This window comes from Rhizobium sp. BK275 (genome assembly GCF_014193555.1).
Lineage (GTDB): Bacteria > Pseudomonadota > Alphaproteobacteria > Rhizobiales > Rhizobiaceae > Rhizobium.
Genome location: NZ_JACHZL010000002.1, coordinates 445,776 through 463,476, shown reverse-complemented (window position 1 = coordinate 463,476; position 17,701 = coordinate 445,776). Strand labels below are relative to the sequence as shown.

The window sequence follows — 17,701 nt, the reverse complement described above, 5'->3', positions numbered from 1 at the left end:
AATGATAAATATGTTCGCCTGCTGAAAAACGAAATCATTGTGCGCAGGAGAGGACGATGGCCAAAGACGTCGAAAGCAGAGCCTTGGAACTGGAGATCAGGGGCAAGAAGCACGTCTTCGATATCGACGATCCCGCCCTGCCCGACTGGGTGGATGAACATGCGCTTGAATCCGGCGATTACCCCTATAAGAAGAAGCTGAAGGAAGACGAGTATCTTGGAGAGCTCCGGAAGTTGCAGGCCGAGCTCGTGAAGGTGCAGTTCTGGCTGCAGGCGACGGGCAAGCGGGTGATGGCGCTCTTCGAAGGGCGCGACGCGGCCGGCAAGGGCGGCGCGATCCAGGCCTCCTCGGCTCACATGAACCCGCGCCTTGCCCGCGTGGTGGCGCTCGCCAAGCCGACCGAGCGGGAACAGGGCCAATGGTATTTCCAGCGTTACATCGCGCAGTTTCCGACCTCGGGCGAATTCGTGCTGTTCGACCGCTCCTGGTATAACCGCGCCGGGGTCGAGCCGGTCATGGGCTTCTGCACGCCGAAGCAATATGAGGATTTTCTGCACCAGGCGCCGCAGCTCGAAAAGATCATCGCTCACGAAGGCATATTCTTCTTCAAGTTCTATCTCGATATCGGCCGGGAAATGCAGATCAAGCGGTTCCATGACCGGCGGCACGATCCGCTCGCCGTCTGGAAGCTCTCCTCGATGGATATAGCCGCATTGACCAAATGGGGCGACTACAGCGAAAAGCGCGACCGCATGCTGAAGGAGACCCACACGCAGTTCGCGCCCTGGACCGTGATCCGCGCCAATGACAAGCGCCGGGCGAGGCTCAACCTCATCCGCCACATGCTGAAGACCATGGATTATGACGGCAAGGACAAGAACGCAATCGGCTCCTTGGACGACAAGATCATCGGTTCCGGTCCCGGCTTCCTGAAATAAATTTCCCGAAATAACCGGGCCACTTACTCTCCCGGCAGGTTATTGGCCCGGCAGGATCCGCACCGCAAAGAGATTGATGCCGCGGGCCTTGCCGTCGACATCGCTGTTGATCATCAGCCGACCGGGCGAATTCGGCGCCAGCGAGCGGTCGAAGCGCAGCTGCAGCAGCGCGTCCGATTTTTCACGCGTGACGTTGAAACGATGGCGGGCGCAATTGCCGAGCGACTGGAAATCGCACTCGACGGTGATCTGCGTGGGCTCGTCGGTGGTGGACTGCAGGGTCAGCGCGATGGTCGAGGACTTGCCGGCGAGCTGCTGCAGGACATTGGCGGGAACGCTGATGGAGACATTGCCATCCGTGTTGGCGCTCTCGGAGGTCAGGCGGACGGCCGGACCTTCGGTTTCGGTGACATTTTCCGTGCGCGCACGCGCACCAGCCTGGATCTTGTCGGCATCCGAGGGCTTGAAGATCTCGATCCAGTCTGCCGAGAAGCTGTTTTGCGGGTCGATGGTGACCGGTTCATCGCTATGCGAGGAAGCACCGTTGCCGGCTGCGGCTTCGCCGTTGAAATCTTCCGGCTGGGTGCTCGCGGGCGGATTGGCGACGCTGGTGTCGCGCTCGGCCGCCGTCATCAGCAGGCCTGATGTATAGACCCACCAGCCGCCCGTGCCGATGAAGGCGAGAGCCACGCACCAGACGAGCAGGCGCGAGAAGAACTTGCGCGGCTTGCGGCGGACGGCGGCCCGTTCGGGGCGGAAATCCATGCCGCCGCGCCTGTCCGGCGTCGCGCGCGCCTCTGCCCGCATCTCTCTATCGGGTGCCGCCCCCAGCTGATCGTAGTTGCTGGCCCTGATATCATCCAGGCTTGCATCGTCCGTACGCCCAGCGGCGTTATAGCCGCGCGTTTCACCTGTTACGGCCAGGTTGTCATCCTCATGCGCGCGATAGACGGGCTCTTGCGCACGATAGGCAGGCTCTTCCACGTGATGCGCGGGCTCTTCTACATGATGCGTGGGTTCGGGCATCTCGACAACGGGCGGGACCGGAACTTCCGGAGGCCCTTGCCGCGGATGAAGGCGGGTACGCTCTTCGCTCTCGATCGTGTGGATCGTGGTTTCCAGACGATGGCGGTGATGGGCCACCACATCGGCATCGGTGATATCCTGCTTGCGCAGACCGGCTTCCAGCGCCTGACGCGCGGACTGATAGATGCGTGCACGAACTTCCGCACTGTTGCGGTCGGAATTCTCCAGCGCAGTTCTGATAGCCGTTTCTAGTCCGCTCACATCAGGCCCTTCACGTTTCGTGCCGGCATCAACACCAAAAAATTGAATGCCTGTCAAAGTTCGGTAACGGCAAGTGCGGCAAACCGCAAGCCTTGCAGCCCTTCCGGAGCGCATCGGCGGCGGGATAAGCGATAATGCCCAGCGCTCCGAAGCGCTGTTTTCGCATGTCGTCCGCCCGCACAGTTCTGCGTGACATGCATTAGATATTCCGAAAGTGGACAGGATTACGGAAAGAGTGCGAGCTTCTTCCGTTCTCGCTCTTTTCCTGAGGCGCCGGCTCTGCTAATCAATTGACGTTTTCGTAAACGTCAAAGAAGCGGTGAAAGCATGGCCCTGCCCCCGATCCTCAAGGATAATCTGAGACTGCCGGTCATCGGCTCGCCGCTTTTCATCGTCTCCCATCCGGCGCTGACGCTGGCGCAATGCAAGGCCGGCGTGATCGGCGCCTTTCCGGCACTCAACGCGCGGCCGGAAAGCCAGCTCGACGAGTGGCTGGCGATGATGTCAGAAGATCTTGCCGATCATAATGCCAGGCATCCGGAGCGCCCGGCCGCCCCCTTCGCAGTCAACCAGATCGTCCATATGTCGAACAAGCGGCTGGAGCACGATCTGATGCTCTGCGTGAAATATAAGGTGCCCATCGTCATTTCCTCGCTCGGCGCCGTGCCGGAAGTGAATGCGGCGGTGCATTCCTATGGCGGCATCGTGCTGCACGACATCATCAACAACCGCCATGCCAATTCGGCAATCCGCAAGGGGGCGGACGGACTGATCGCGGTTGCGGCGGGTGCGGGCGGACATGCGGGCACGCTTTCCCCTTTCGCACTGGTGCAGGAGATCCGCTCCTGGTTCGACGGTCCGCTGCTGCTCGCCGGCTCGATTGCGACCGGCGGCGCCATTCTGGCTGCACAGGCGATGGGCGCCGACATGGCCTATATCGGCACCCCCTTCATCGCGACCGAGGAGGCGCGCGCCGCCGATGCCTACAAGCAGGCGATCGTCGAGGGTGCGGCTGCCGATATCGTCTACTCGAACTATTTCACCGGCGTGCACGGCAACTACCTGAAACCCTCCATCCGCGCAGCCGGCCTCGACCCGGACAACCTGCCCGACGCCGACCCTTCGAAGATGGATTTCGAACAGGCAACCGGCGGCGCAAAGGCCTGGAAGGATATCTGGGGCAGCGGCCAGGGCATCGGCGCGATCAAGGCCGTGGAACCGGTCGCAAAGCTGGTCGACCGGCTGGAAGCGGAATATCACGCCGCCCGCACCCGGCTGGCGCTGTGAAGGCGGGCCTTTCCACAGGCGTCAGCTTTTTTGCCCGGAGGCATAAGAGGGTGCTTGAAATCTCCTGACAATGCCTGTATCAGCCCCATGCAAATCGCGGGCCGCACGCTTCGCCCGCCGGATTGCCGCTTTAGCTCAGTCGGTAGAGCACATCATTCGTAATGATGGGGTCACGTGTTCGAGTCACGTAAGCGGCACCAGCCACCTTTGATTTTGCTTCGCTTTCCGACACAGCTTCATCGCCCGACGACTTACGCTACGCCATGTATGGCGAACGCCTCCCGAAAACCCAACAATAAAAGCATCCCCTATGGAACTCATACGAGGTTTCAAACCGCTCACCGAGATTGAACGCTGCCGCTATTGAGGTGCATCGATTATTAGACCGGAGATCGCAGCATTTTCAGGTATGGTTGATCTGGACTACGAGCGTGGACCAGCGCTGGGCGAAGAACAAGTACCAGCAGCACGAGTGGCGCGCCGAGCGCAAGGCTAAAGCGCCACGAATCTGATACGCTTTGCAGCGTCAGGATGCAGAGGCGTAACATGCTGGACTTTCTCGAATACATCTATGGGCAGTCGTACAAGCATCTCAAAGCAATTGTCTTCAACCAGGGGAGCCCGCTTCATCGCACCATCATGTCGCTCTACGTCAGCATCATGGAACAGACCTACAACGCCCTGGTTCTATTGCGCGCAGATCAGCATGCCACGCTGGACATCATCTTCAGATCAACGCTCGAAGCGTATGTGGATCTGATCAATCTTTGCAACGATCCCGAATACCTGAAGCAGATGCAGGCGTCGTTCCATGACCAGTGGATTAAGCTGGCCCAACACGGTGTGCGCGGAGGCAATCCGTTCCTCATCAAATTCGAGAACAGCGCCGATGCCGCGCAGAGACTTGCTGAGCACCAAGCCGACCTTGCTGCATTGGGCGTGAAGCCGATGAGCATCTACGAGAAATTCAGGCTCGCGGGGTTCGAGCAAATCTACCAGTCCATCTACAACAGCCTGTGCAACGAGTCCCATAACAATATCAGAGCGCTAACCCTCCGGCACTTCCGTTTTGACGCGGACGAAAACCCGCAGCTTGTGATGTTCGCGGAGCCATCGGTGGATAGTCTGAACGGCACCCTGAGCGGTTATCTTTCTGCCGTATCCGACACCACGCATATCGTTCACACCTACTTCAAAACGAAAGCCCTGCGGGAGATAGGAAACCTCCGTGCCGAGCACTCAAGCTTCGTCGAGGAATTTGAAGCAAAGATGCAGGCGGATTGACTTCGCCCTCCCCCTGCAATCTGGACGAGATTCCGTTCCCATGCATAATGCAGCCGGTGGTGGGGAATAATTCATGAACATCAAACGCGGGCTTTTCCGGCTGTGGCTTGTTTTGAGCCTGTTTTGGGTTATCGGCGCGGGCGTCGTCGGTTCCGGCTCGATCAAAAGCGATAAATGGTGGAAGGGTGACGAATGGTGGGAGAAGGCCGAGCCCTCTTTCCTTCCTGTACGGTGCGAGGATGCGCGCGGGACCATCAATGTTGATTACGAAAAGCTAGACGCATTCGAGCCTTGGAACCAGTACCGGAACCCCTCGACCGCCTGCTACTTCACGATCGAAAAATTCCGAGCGCTTTTCCCGGAGTACAAGGATCAATCGCGGGAGGAGATCTCAAAGAAACTATATGACCGTATCGGCTGGGAGCCGGTCTTTGACGGTGACCGCTATGAGCACACAAAGATCGTTGCTGCTGTGGCGTTCGGTCCGCCCCTTGTCCTCCTCATCATTGGCGGCTTAATCGGGTGGGCTTTTGCCGGATTCAAGCCTTCCACGAGGAAGATTTGACGCCCTTAAGCCACTTATTCCAGTTAGGCCCTTTCCCCGTTCCTTCGGAGCCGAACCACTCCCCGCCGTATCGGTCGAGAAAGGCTTGGGCCTGCCCTCGTGGCAAAGCAGTGCACGTTGTAATGCATGTCCTCATGGAAAAGCGAGTGGCCGCGCGAGCGCACCGCATAAGCTTCTGCTTCTCGCAGAATTCCATCTGCTCGGCATAAAGCTTGCCGGAAGATAGCTCCTGCGGCAGAGCAACCTGAAAGGGCCATCCGCGATCAATGGCTGCCGGATGAGTTCGCCTTTGCGCCTGTTCATGGCGCCTATGTTCTATTTTTGTTCCTTTTTGTCAACGACGCGCCGTCCGTGTTTTTGACTGAGCTTCCTCGCGATCGCTGTGATCTCATCGATTTCCCGTTCGATTAGGGTCTTGATAAGCCACTCCGCAAGTACAAAGCATTCAACGATGTCTTCGAATGCAGATCGGCCTCCGTGACTCCCGGCGTTACCGACTTCCCTGAGCGCCTGCAAGATTTCGAGATGGTCGGGATTCTGCTGACCAAACAGCTTGATACGATCATCGAGGGTAGACCGAGTTTTCGGCACCTTCCGTGTAACCCCGAGCTGATCGAGCAGATGCTCAACAAAAGACCTCAGCCGATTGGCACATGCGGCCGTATCGGCCCAGATAAGCCTGAAAGCGTTGTGAAGGTCCTCCTTGCATTTGTCGCTCAGCTTTTGAGAGACAACGAATGGCCTTGGCGCTGGCACCATCGATTTAGGGTAATAGAAGCTGGGATACTCGGTCTCTGGACCATCTTCCCCGTCAACTATCTCTACGTCGTGGCCAACAACTCCCGAAACAGCGACGATTTCGCCGCAGAACCTCTGGTCACACACCAGAAAGCAGATGAACCGTTGATCGACATCGTAATAGTGCCAATCTTCCCTATTCCGCGCTGAGTGCGAATACTGCGGTTCACGAACACTAAGGCTATTCTTGTCGAGACTGACGGTTCCCTTGCAGCGCGGACAAGGCAATGACGGAAGGATCGAATATTGTGACTTCCATCTATATTTTTCCATCAAATCTCCCGCATCAGGCACCGCGCATCCAGCGTTCCAGCATTAGCTTTCTATTACCTACGCGCGTACCTTGCGCAATCCTGATGTCCGCTATGAACGATGCCAAAGACGGCATCTTGCCCTCACCCCTCACAGCCCACCATAGGCCTTTCGAATGGCAAACAGCGGAAATTCACCCAGTTGCTCCCCCCATACCTCGACCTGTGCAGCCGACTTGGCAGCGTCTCCAGTGTAGATTGAATGCGGCAAACAGCTTGGCGATCTCGACCGCCAATTCTGGCCGGCGCCTAGCTGATGGCTGCAGGATAGCCTCCGGAGCATCGACTCTGTTTCCCGATATTTGGAGTGGAGGCGGTGGACGGGGTTAAAACGCATTTTCCAAAAGCAGCCGGAAACACCCTGTCTGCAGCGGTATATAAGCCGGCATAACCTGTTTCCGACACCTTTCAGCAAACAACCCCGTCCACCCCATCCAGCGCAGGAAAACCATTCTAAATCAATTTCTTAATCCGGATGGCGTTACCCCGTCCATACACCCTCCACCTCTGTGAACCCCGTCCAGAATCTGCCGTTGATGGACGGGGTTCCAGGCCCGGACGGGGTTCGGTGGAGGGGGTTCGTCATCCCTCAGGAAATAAAAAACCCGGCTCGGTGGCCGGGTTGTCAGGGTGTCGGTGCGCGTCAGAAAACCGAACCGTAATCATATGGCGGCTCACGCCTGTCGGGGCTCCATTCCTTCGCCTCCTCCGCATCGCCGCGAAGGTAAGCGGCCTTTTTGTCGCCGTCGCGAAAACGAAGGCCGTTGTCCTTCTTCTCAAACCCGAGGCCGATCATCGCCGCGCGCATATGGGCGTGATGAGCCTTCGTCAGCTTATTGATGGTCTCCGGCCCGTCGAAGCCGACCAGCTTCCAGACGTCAGTGGCCTTGATCTTCAGCGGACCTTCCGGAATGCGCTCGCCAAGGATCTCCAGCCACGGCCCGAAATCCGACGATTCATGGGCAACGCCAGCCGCTGCATTCCGCAATGCCTGATTATCCAGACACAGGTTCTCACCCGCCTCCCTCTCCGCAGCCTCTGCCCATAGCTGGTCTCGCGCCGCCGCAATGCCGGCGGGATCGGCAGCCGTGGCGCGGACGATCCAGAAGCGGCGGTTGCCGGTGGTGTCGGTCAGGTAGCGGCTTTCGTTGGTGGTGCCGAAGAGGATGAATTGCCGGGGGCGGTCGCTCCTAAAGCGGCCGTAGGAGAGCCTGGCGCTATCTTCCTGCGTGGGGATGAAGGATTTGACACGGTTGGTGTCGCGGCGGCTCAGGCCGTCGAGTTCGGGCATTTCCAGGATCCAGCGGCCGGCGGTTTTTTCGATAGTCACTTTGGCGTCGGCGCCGATCTCGAGCTGGTCGGTGAACCAGTCTCTGTCATGGCAGAGCGCCAGGATGGCCGAGGATTTGCCGATGCCCTGGGGGCCTTCCACGACGAGCATGTGATCGAATTTGCAGCCCGGATGCCTGACGCGGCGAACGGCGGCGCAGAGGATCTTGCGGCCGAAGGCGCGGTTGAGCGGCGTGTCCTCGGCGCCGAAATAATCGACGAGCCAGGTGTCGATGCGCGGCTTTCCATCCCATTGAAGACGGGCGAGATAGTCATGCACCGGATGATAGGCTCGCCGCTCGCCGATCAGCACCAGGCCATCGACGATGTTGTCCTTGGACGGCTCCCTGCCCTGGGCCGCGCGGGCGAGCTCGAAGCGAATTTCCGCCAGCCGCGCGTCGCTCATGGCAACGATGCCGCTGTCACGATGGATCTCCAGCTCGCCCGAAAGCAGGTTGAGCTTGATGAACCATTGGCGATCGACCAACCATTGTTCGAGTTCGATATCGAAGCGCGCGATGCCCATCAGGCGACCGAAATGGCGGGGCGCATCCGCGGCCGGCGTGATCGCCCGCGTCGGCTCATCTCCTTGGACCAACGCATCTGGCACCGGTGCGGGACGTGCGCTTGTGGAGGCTTGCACGGAAACTGCCCGCTTGAACTGCACGACGCGCGCCTCTTCCATCTCAGCAGCGGGCATCTCAGCAGCGGGCATCTCAGCAACGGGCTCCGGCCTCCAGTCGCGAAGCGTGGCGCTCATGAAGGCGTCGAGCTGGCTTTGCGTCCATCCGGCATCGACGGCATCGGCGCTGTCCCAGCCGCGGCGTGGAAAAAGGCCTGACTGGCAGTCTGCGAAGCTGTAGCGCTCGATATCGGATGCGTGCGCCGCATCCGTGAAGCCGACGCATTGGACACGCGCGCCGAGCGCGGTCAGGCGGGCGGCGATATCATCGGCAGCCGTCAGGCCCGGGCCGTCGAAATCCGGCCAGATCAGCACGTGCCGACCCGAGAGCGGCGACCAGTCCGTGTGCTTTGCGCCTTGGGCTCCGCCCGGCCAGGAGACGACGGTTCGCTTGGCTGCCTGGCTGAGCCGGTCGCGGCACTTCTCGCCCTCGACGATCACCACCTGCTTGCCGTCACCGATCGTTTCCAGGCCGTAGAGCGGCCGCGGCTTCGGGAAGGGGAAACGCGACCATGTCTCTTTGCCATCGGCGAGGCGAACGAACATGACCATCGGCGTTTCCTTGCCGCCGTCGGGCAGATCGCGGCGCAGGACATAACCTGACAGCGAGCCATCGGCATTCCGATAGGGAAACACCATCGATGGGGCGAAGGTGCCCCACTCCGAGGGCGTCCCCCGGCGTTTCGGATTATAGAGCGTGATGCGCCGGCCGGCCTGAAGCAGACCGACCGGCGGCGGAAGGGGCACTATTCCCTCATAGATGTTCCCTGCCTGGACATGCCGAGGAGGGACGTTTGGCCTGATGTCGCCGCGGCCGCCGAGAATGCGGATCGCTTCGGGAAGATCGACGCCTCTAAACTCCTGCATGAAGTCGAGGACATCGCCTTTTCTGCCGCAGCCGAAGCAATGGAAACGCTCGATGCCATCCTGGCCGGCGAAGATCGTGAATGAAGGGGTGTCTTCAGCGTGGAAGGGGCAGCAGGCGGAAAATTCCTGCCCGCTGCGGATGAGTTTGCAGCCATATTGCGCCGCTGTCGAAGACAGGGACACGTCGCGGCGCAGCCGCTCGACACAGCCAGAGACGCCCGCCCCCGGCGATGGCGCGTATTGCGAGATTCTATCCATGGATTTTCCGATGAAACTGGGGGCCGACGCTTATTCGCGTTCCTGAGAAGGGGCTTTCGGATTTGACGCAACGCGCCTCAAGGACATTTCATCCATCCAGGCACCGACTTCGTCAGACCTCCAGAAATTGTTTTTCGCGACCTGTATGGGCGCGGGAAACCTGCCGTCCCTCACCCAGCGCCAGAGCGTCACGTTCGAAACCGGAGCAATCTTCTGAACGTCGCTGGTACTTAAAAGTGTGTAGGGGATTGTCTTGCCAGTCATGCTCATTCCTCTATCCCTCGGATTGGAGGCAGCATGCGCGACGATGGTTGTTCGTAATAAATGCAATGCAGTTCAATAGGATACAGGCCGAGCCCAGGCGGCGTCCACCGCCGCTGCAGATCGATGCGGCTCGTCAGCTTTGAACGAAATCGGCCCAGATCGATATTCGATCTGGGCCTTTTCATAAATATCAGGATTATAATCAGCCTCGAAAGCCAAACGCATTCAGCCACTTGTCGATCCAAGCCCCCACGTCCTTCGTGGCTTTGCCAAAATTGCTGCTGGTCAGCATTGCGGATGCCGTTTTCAAGGACTCGGTATTGCTTCCATCGGAGCTATTGATGATCTTCGCTGCCTCGATGAACGAGGAATGGGCCGCCTGCAATGCTGCCGTAAGGGTATTACTGGTGCTGTTTCCATTTTTGTCTTCGATGTTCGAGATGATCCCGCCACCGCTTCTAAGCTTGAAGCCGATCACAAATTCGCCGTCACCGAACTTGGATCTGTTGTCCCGGATCAGGCGCTGAATGGCGTTGGCCATCGCATTGTCACCACTGATGCTGGGATTCTTGGCCTTTTCGGCTTTGACCAGCGAGGCAAATTTGTCCCCATCGTCATTGATCAGCTTCTTGATGACGTCGGTAACACCGGCATCGCTGGTTTTGAAGTTGTCCGAATCCAGGAAATCGAGTGCGCTCGAGACAATCCCGTCGTTGCTCTCCTTGACGTCGAGCAGCGCGCTGTTGATTGTCGATGAGGCCTGGGTCTTTACGGCGCTCGTTTGACTGGAAACGCCGTTGGCGATGGCTGCGATAGTGTCGGCAGCCGATTTCCCGGCTTGCTGTTTGTTGGGAAGCAAGAATGCGTTCGTCTGCTGCAGGATGAGCAGTGCCGCATTATTCGCTGAAGAGATCGCGGTCATTTTCGTTCCTCTGGTACCGGAATTTCCTCCATCGGAATTCGCGGCACGGAAGAGCTTGCGGCATCATGCCTGAGCATTAGCTGCCACAACTTTGAATTTTGCGCGTTAACAAAACGCTTATTCCGCGTGCTAAATCCTGAATGCGACGTTTGCGAGCACAGGGAAAGGTTGACACGCCAAGGACATTGTCGGCCCGACCCGGCAGCCGTTGTTCGTGAAGGTCCTGAAGCGGGCTGAACCTATGGCCCATTCCGGAACAGGCGTTTTGAATCAAGGTTCCTGACCATGCTGAACGGCAGCACGTTGTCGGCTTCAAGCTGGGCTGCCGGCGCGGGCCTTGCAATGAAATATCCCTGGATCTGGTTGATCCCGTACTGCTGCATCAGCCGCTGATGTTCGATGGTCTCGACGCCTTCGATGAGGATCCTCACGCCGCGATTGCGCAGCAGGCTGATGATGTCGAGCAACATCCTCTTGCCCCTCTCCGTGTTGCAGTCATGGAGGAAGGAGCGGTCGATCTTGACGGTGTCGAACTCTATGAGACGGAGCCAGGAGAGACCTGCGAAGCCTGTGCCGAAGTCGTCGAGCCAGACCTGAGCGCCGAGCTTTCTCAGGTCGCTGATGCACCGAACCACATCCTGGTCGATTTCCAGCTCCACGCCTTCGGTGATCTCGAAAGCAAGCCGGGCGCCGGTCACGCCGAATTCCGCCAGTGTTGCCGCCACATAGGTGGCGAAACCCGGCATCTTGAGTTCAATCGGGGAAACGTTGACGCTGGCAACCTGCACGAAGTCGGTCGCCAACAAGTCCCGGCAAACAGTGCGGATTGCCCACCGGCCGAGTTCGACGATCGAGCCCGTCCTTTCCGCAACCGGGATGAATTTATCAGGCGATATGGGCGTTCCATCCAGCATGCTGAGACGCATCAAAGCTTCGACAGCGTCCGTCTTGCCGGTCTGGACGTTGCGGATCGGCTGATAGACGAGGGAGACGAGGCGGTGTTCAAGCGCGATCTTCAGGGTCGCGGCAATGTCCTCGCTGTCATCGCTGCTCTCTGGATCGTCCGGATCGAAGACCACGAGGGTGTTGCGGCCCGCAGCCTTGGCGGCGTAAAGCGCGCGATCAGCTTCATGAATGACCTTCTCGACCTGCCTGCTCTCGTCCCGCGTATGGGACACGCCGACGCTCACGGTGATGACAGTGGTCCCGTCTCGCCTGTGTTCGTGTGGCCAAGCCAAGCCCCTGATGGCAGCACACATGGCTTCTGCAAGCTCGACCGCGCGTTCTAAATTCGGCATCGGTGTGATGACGATGAATTCCTCACCGCCGTATCGCCCGATGACCGAGCCCCATGACTCGGCCACGCTTTGAAGAAGCTCGGAGACGGCTATAAGACAGCGGTCGCCTTCCTGATGACCGTAGCAGTCGTTATAGCGTTTGAAATAATCCACATCGACAAGCAGGACGGCAAAGGGCACCCTGTCGTCCTGCCAGCGTTGCCAGCAATCACGCAGGCGTTGATCGATCGCCCGGCGATTTTCGAGGCCGGTCAACGAGTCCGTGTTCGAGAGGTGCAAAAGAGCCCTGCCTCTTTCGTCGGCGGCAGCTTGCTGCAAACTGGCTTCAAATGCATTGAGGAAGACTTTGTAGCGCTCCCTGTTGAGCTGAAGGTTCACGTAAGACGTGAAAACAAAGCAGGAAATACAGAACGCGCCGAGGATCAGCTTGTGGAGAAGCAACATGGGCGCGAACAGAAAGAGCGCGCCGATAAAGATGAGCACGTTCGTTGCGGAGGCCGCAAGAGCAACCGGAAACCGGAAACTGAAGAACAGGTTGACGCTCATCATGAAGATCGCGCCAAACACCATATAATATGAGAACGCATCCCCAGCCGCGGTCATTTGGGCGGTGAGAAGCCAGACAAGATAGGCTGCGAGCACGGACACCGCCGCGGCCATGTCGACCGTATCGGCTTTTGCCTTGCGGCAGAGCAGGAATTCCAGCACGCATAACGCGCTGACGCCAACCGCCAGCCGGCCGGCGACCGTGTACCGGACGACATCGCCGATAAAGAGATAGTCCGTGAAGGAATATGCAAGGTAAACAGCGACCGCTGTCCAGAGGCCTTTGCGAGTCGCGCTCATTCGGCCGCTCTCGCTCTTCTCCTCATAAAGGCAACGCAACTCTTCTGGCGACAGCGTCGGCAGCACGGTAGCAGCTGCGGTCTCGGCTAACACGTGCATCATGCCCCTGCCACCCAACATCTTGCAGCAGCTGCCCTCCGCAGACTGCCAACTGAAGCTGGATAGCCGCACCCAGACTCCACATCAACCGATAACGCTCGAATGGCCCCAAAGCGGGCGGTCTATCTTTCGGGTTCCCTAATATTTTCTAAAGCTAACACGTGCATTGCCTACGATGCCCAACCTTAACGCTTGACTTGCGTGAAAATGATGAGGATTTTACGCAATGTTTTAAGTTCTTATTCACCAGTGAGGTTTCAGTGGCTCAGCCGCTCTTTTCTCTTGATGGCCAAAGCCTGATCACGCCGCAGTCCTTCAGCAATAAGCTTCCCTCACCGAACCGAGATGACGAAACAGACCTCCTGCGAACCGCGGAGGCTGAGTTTGCGATCGTCATCAACATCGCGATACAACGGTTCTCTGCGGGCACGAACCTGCCTGATGCCGTCAGGTGGCTGATCGGCCAGCTTCATGACGTTCGTCACAAATTCGGTGCTGCCGTGTGGCAGAAGCTCATCCCGATCATTCAGGCCCATCCCTCGGCAAAGATCCTCCAGCAGTGCCCGTTCACCCGTTGGTCCTTTGACAAACCTCGCGGCTATTCCGGTGATGCCAGTCTTATCGACTTCATTTACGGGCATCCGGCGGTGGCCGAAGAAGTGGCCAGATCCACCCGTCTCGGCCTTGACATCTTCGACTACACGATAAACGCTCCCGGCCCGGTTGCAGTAAGAGAACGTCGCGACATCCTGACCCGCTACGTCGACGAGACCGCTGCGCGAACGGGTCCGGATACCGAGGTCCTGGCCATCGCTGCCGGTCACCTGCGCGAAGCGGAGGCATCGAAGGCACTTGCGGAAGGCCGCCTCAAACGCTGGGTCGCTCTTGATCAGGATCCGGAAAGTATCGGCTCGATCTCGAGCCAATTCCATGGAACGTCCGTCGAGCCTATCAATGGATCCGTGCGCGGCTTGCTCGCACGAAAGCATCAGATCGGCACTTTCGATCTCATCTATGCAGCAGGATTGTACGATTATCTCACCGATAAAGTGGCAATCCGGCTCACGCAGATCTGCATGGACATGCTGAAGCCAGGCGGCGTCTTTCTATTTGCCAACTTTTCCGACGAGATGGCCGATGACGGGTACATGGAATCCTACATGAACTGGGAGCTCCTCCAGCGTTCCGAAGCCGACATGTGGCGTATTTCCCATCGCAGCGCGACGGACGACACCGATAAGACGGTCTGGTTCGGTGCCAACCGCAACATCATCTACGCCACCATAAGGAAGCGGTCGTAAGCCCCGACGAGCCGGGCGCATCGCAAAATCCGAGACACGGATTACTGCCGCTGCAGATCGATGCGGCTCGTCACCACGGATCGGCCCGAGGCGGGGTCGCGATCAACGGTCTGCAGGCGAAGCCCGTTCTGCCCCACCTTCTCGATCATCATGATTGCATTTCGGTCGCCATTGGTGACGCGAGCCCAGGTGACATTGAAGTTGAGAGCGTCGCCTTTCCTGCTGCCGACAAGCCTGGAAGGCTGGCCCGATGGTCCCGTGTAGTTGCCGGTATAGCGTTGACCGGCCGCCTTTACATAGGCCGAGAAGCTTCTTGTGAGGACGGCGAGAGCGCTACAGCTGCCATTCATCGAAACTGAGGAAGCACTCGCGCTGGATTTCAGATTGCACGACACATTGACCTTCTTGCCGCCGATCTTGGTCAGGACCATTCCGCCTCCATCCCAGTCGCCTGCAAGCGAGTTCAGAAAGTCCGCGTCGGCCGCATTCGCGTTGGCAGACAGACATGAAAGCGAGAGCAATGTTGCGAACAGACGAGGACGCATGAGAGCACCCAAGTTTTTCCTGGGCTGAAAACATTCAAACGGGGAAATTGTTCCGTTCTGCTGGCGAACTTGCGTTCTTACTCATGCCAGTGATCCGCTACCCACGGCGTGGGGAGAATATAATGGCGCAGGTAGCGGAAGGGCTGCTTGCCGCCACGTTTGCTGACATCGAAGACGCCCTTGATATGATCGAGCCTCGTTTCGGCCCGGCCTTTCGGGCCGAATTTCCCTTCGATGGCGTTCTGCGGGTGGAAGCCGCGCGGGAAGAGGACGACGCGGGCGCTGGACGGCAGGCGCGGGGCGAAAAAATAGTTCAGCGGGAAAGCCCAGTGGCAGTCCTGCCGGAAATGCAGAACCCAGTTGCGCGGGTAGAATTTCACGCCTCCGGGCGCATTGCGGGTGACGAAGCGCTGCTCGTACTGATACTCATCGGCCACTTTCTGCGGGTCGGCCCTGAACTCTTCCTGCAGCGGCAGGAGCTTGCCGACCGGAAATCGAAAGAGCGAGCTCTGGCCGAGCCTTTCGAAAGGCGTCGTCTGGTTGCGGGCCATGACGACGTCGTCAGGCCCTCCGACTTCGAAAAAGTCATCGAGGGAGGCAACGATAACAAGGTCGAGGTCCAGATAGAGGACCGGCCCGCGCAGACTTCCGAGCTTCGGTCCCCAAAGCCTCGCCTTCGGCCAGATGCCCCTCGTGTTGACGGGCATTTCGACATCCAGAGGCGGCAGGTCCTCGCACAGGATGTCGGAATGCAGGTCGTCCCGGCAATCGGTGAAACAGGTGAAGGTAAAGGGCGGCGTGATGTTGCGCTTCACCATCGCATAGAGCCGATTGATGAAGGTCGGCCCGTATCGTGTACCCCAATTGATGCAGATTACCTGTTTAACCCCGCCGGTCGCAGCCAAAACATGCGTCATCATAGCTCGCCATTTCCGTGCCCGGATCCGGAACCCTCGCATCCGCGATGGAGCGGTTCACAGGCCTGCATCAGATTTTCAGTTGGGAATAAGCTGGCGGAAATGCAATCCTGACATCCGGGAGCCCTGGCCTGCCGGATCTCTTTTTTCCGGCCGGCACCCAGCGAAACTTCCTTCGCGAAATGCCTTGTATTTTAAATTCGCCAGGGCCGGAAGCGGTCTGAAGCGTCGACACAAAAGAAAACATATCACCTGCGCTTTACCTGCTATCTGCAGGAGCATAAAAGACTGCCGACATCACGCACGTTGCACCTGCCCCACCAGAGTGTAGCCGACAGCGGTTTTCCCGTTTCACGGAGAAGGCCCCGAGAGGTTCATCATGTCCGCACCATCGAAGCAATCGAACCGCACGCTCGTCGTTGCCACGATCATGCTCGCGACCTTCATGGTGGCGATCGAGGCCACGATCGTGGCGACCGCCATGCCGCGGATCGTCGGTCAGCTCGGCGGCTTCACCTATTACAGCTGGGTCTTTTCCGCCTTCCTGCTGGCGCAGTCGACGACCACGGTCATCTACGGCAAGCTTTCGGATATTTTCGGCCGCAAGCCGGTGCTGATCGGCGGCATCCTCGTTTTCCTCGTCGGCTCGCTCTTCTGCGGGCTTGCCTGGTCGATGGCCTCGCTCATCGTCTTCCGCCTGGTGCAGGGCCTTGGCGCCGGCGCGATCCAGCCGGTGACGATGACCATCATCGGCGACCTGTTCAAGCTGGAGGAACGCGGCAAGGTGCAGGGCGTGATGGCGACGGTCTGGGCGACGTCTGCGGTCGTCGGGCCGCTTGCCGGCGGCATCATCGTCGATACGATCTCCTGGGCCTGGATCTTCTGGATCAACCTGCCGATCGGCATCTTCTCGATCATCGCCTTTCTGTTCCTCCTGAAGGAGGACGTGGCGCACAGGCAAGCCAAGATCGATTATCTCGGCGCCATCCTATTTTCGATTTCCATCATCGCGCTCTTGACGATCCTGACGGAAACGGATGCGCCGGCCTGGGTTCTCCTATCGCTTGCCGCCGTCTTCGTGGTCACCGGTATTCTCTTCGTGCTGCAGGAGAAGCGTACGCCGGAGCCGATCATTTCCATCGCACTCTGGAGCCGGCGGCTTGTGGCGACCAGCAATGCCTGCATGCTGCTTGCCGGCATGGCGCTGATCGGGCTCTCGACGATCCTGCCGATGTATGTACAGGGCGTGCTCGGCCGCTCGCCTATCGTCGCCGGTTTCACGCTGACCATGCTGGTGGTCGGCTGGCCGCTGTCGGTGATGCTCTCCAGCCGCTTCTTCAGGGCATTCGGCATCCGCAATACGCTGCGGGTCGGCAGCTTCATGTTTCCCTTCGGCGCCTTTTTCCTGCTGTTCCTCACGCCGGAAAGCCATCCGGCGGTCGCCGGCGCCGGCTCCTTCTTCATGGGCTTCGGCATGGGGCTCATCAACCTCACCAGCATCGCGCTGGTGCAGGACAGCGTCGAATGGTCGATGCGCGGCAGCGCCACGGCCTCGATCATCTTTGCCCGCAGCCTCGGCAATACGCTGGGTGCCACCGTGCTCGGCGCGATCCTCAATGCCGGGATCAGTCACTATGCGACGGGGGATGTGGCAAACCGCCTGCATCATGTCCTGAACGAGCCGACCGGCCTTTCGGAGCTCGCGGGCGATGCGACGGTGCGCGGCATCTTCGATGCGGCACTGCATTGGAGCTTTTGGGGTGTCGTGGTCGTGGCGGTGCTTACGTTTGCGACGACCTGGCTCATTCCGATCGGCCGTGGCGTGAGGACGGGTGGGGCTGGTAGTGCGGCGAGCGAGGCGGCGTCGCGTTAGAGTGGGCTGATTGCGGCTGGCGTCGGAGCG

Annotated in this window: 13 protein-coding genes and 1 tRNA gene; 7 read left to right on the top strand and 7 right to left on the bottom strand. The window is 59.0% G+C overall.

Annotated features, from left to right (window positions below):
• Positions 1-56 precede the first annotated feature (56 nt).
• Positions 57-938: a polyphosphate kinase 2 gene (gene ppk2, locus FHT82_RS08170; RefSeq protein WP_183728224.1), complete on the top strand. Its 882-nt coding sequence runs from the start codon at positions 57-59 to the stop codon at positions 936-938.
• 39 nt (positions 939-977) lie between these two features.
• Here the strand turns inward: ppk2 and FHT82_RS08165 are convergent, their stop codons facing one another.
• Positions 978-2,225: a hypothetical protein gene (locus FHT82_RS08165; protein WP_183728221.1), complete on the bottom strand. Its 1,248-nt coding sequence runs from the start codon at positions 2,223-2,225 to the stop codon at positions 978-980.
• Positions 2,226-2,552: 327 nt separating this feature from the next.
• Between FHT82_RS08165 and FHT82_RS08160 the strand changes: the two genes are divergently transcribed.
• The 4 genes from FHT82_RS08160 to FHT82_RS08145 all read left to right on the top strand — a co-directional run bounded on the left by FHT82_RS08160 (position 2,553) and on the right by FHT82_RS08145 (position 5,361).
• Entirely contained in the window at positions 2,553-3,512 is a 960-nt protein-coding gene (locus FHT82_RS08160; RefSeq protein WP_183728218.1) for a nitronate monooxygenase family protein, read from the top strand.
• Positions 3,513-3,636: 124 nt separating this feature from the next.
• Positions 3,637-3,712 (top strand) — tRNA-Thr (locus FHT82_RS08155).
• Between the two features lie 346 nt (positions 3,713-4,058).
• Positions 4,059-4,796, top strand: coding sequence for a DUF5677 domain-containing protein (locus FHT82_RS08150; protein ID WP_183728214.1), 738 nt, complete (start codon positions 4,059-4,061; stop codon positions 4,794-4,796).
• Between the two features lie 73 nt (positions 4,797-4,869).
• Positions 4,870-5,361 (top strand): hypothetical protein, encoded by a 492-nt coding sequence (locus tag FHT82_RS08145; protein WP_183728211.1) that lies wholly within the window; start codon positions 4,870-4,872, stop codon positions 5,359-5,361.
• 315 nt (positions 5,362-5,676) lie between these two features.
• Here FHT82_RS08145 and FHT82_RS08140 read toward each other — a convergent pair whose 3' ends face one another.
• From FHT82_RS08140 to FHT82_RS08125, 4 genes are all read right to left on the bottom strand, one after another.
• Complete coding sequence (locus FHT82_RS08140; RefSeq protein ID WP_183728208.1) at positions 5,677-6,432, bottom strand: DUF4145 domain-containing protein; 756 nt, start codon at positions 6,430-6,432, stop codon at positions 5,677-5,679.
• A 681-nt stretch (positions 6,433-7,113) separates the two neighbouring features.
• The gene (locus FHT82_RS08135; protein WP_183728205.1) at positions 7,114-9,606 is read right to left on the bottom strand and encodes a VapE domain-containing protein; all 2,493 of its coding nucleotides are present in this window, start codon (positions 9,604-9,606) and stop codon (positions 7,114-7,116) included.
• Positions 9,607-10,072: 466 nt separating this feature from the next.
• Entirely contained in the window at positions 10,073-10,792 is a 720-nt protein-coding gene (locus FHT82_RS08130) for a hypothetical protein (protein ID WP_183728202.1), read from the bottom strand.
• Positions 10,793-11,031: 239 nt separating this feature from the next.
• A complete protein-coding gene (locus tag FHT82_RS08125) occupies positions 11,032-13,035 on the bottom strand; it encodes an EAL domain-containing protein (RefSeq protein WP_183729200.1) in 2,004 nt (667 codons plus the stop codon).
• A gap of 260 nt (positions 13,036-13,295) precedes the next feature.
• Here FHT82_RS08125 and FHT82_RS08120 point away from each other — a divergent pair, with 260 nt between their 5' ends.
• Positions 13,296-14,336, top strand: a complete 1,041-nt coding sequence (locus FHT82_RS08120; RefSeq protein ID WP_183729197.1) for a class I SAM-dependent methyltransferase — start codon at positions 13,296-13,298, stop codon at positions 14,334-14,336.
• Positions 14,337-14,377: 41 nt separating this feature from the next.
• On the opposite strand, the gene FHT82_RS08115 is transcribed toward FHT82_RS08120, so the two are convergent.
• Together FHT82_RS08115 and FHT82_RS08110 are read right to left on the bottom strand one after the other, a co-directional pair.
• Complete coding sequence (locus FHT82_RS08115; protein WP_183728199.1) at positions 14,378-14,881, bottom strand: hypothetical protein; 504 nt, start codon at positions 14,879-14,881, stop codon at positions 14,378-14,380.
• Positions 14,882-14,958: 77 nt separating this feature from the next.
• A complete protein-coding gene (locus FHT82_RS08110; protein WP_183728196.1) occupies positions 14,959-15,801 on the bottom strand; it encodes a glycosyl transferase in 843 nt (280 codons plus the stop codon).
• 376 nt (positions 15,802-16,177) lie between these two features.
• On the opposite strand from FHT82_RS08110, the gene FHT82_RS08105 reads away from it, so the two are divergent.
• Positions 16,178-17,671: an MDR family MFS transporter gene (locus FHT82_RS08105; RefSeq protein ID WP_183728193.1), complete on the top strand. Its 1,494-nt coding sequence runs from the start codon at positions 16,178-16,180 to the stop codon at positions 17,669-17,671.
• Positions 17,672-17,701 lie beyond the last annotated feature (30 nt).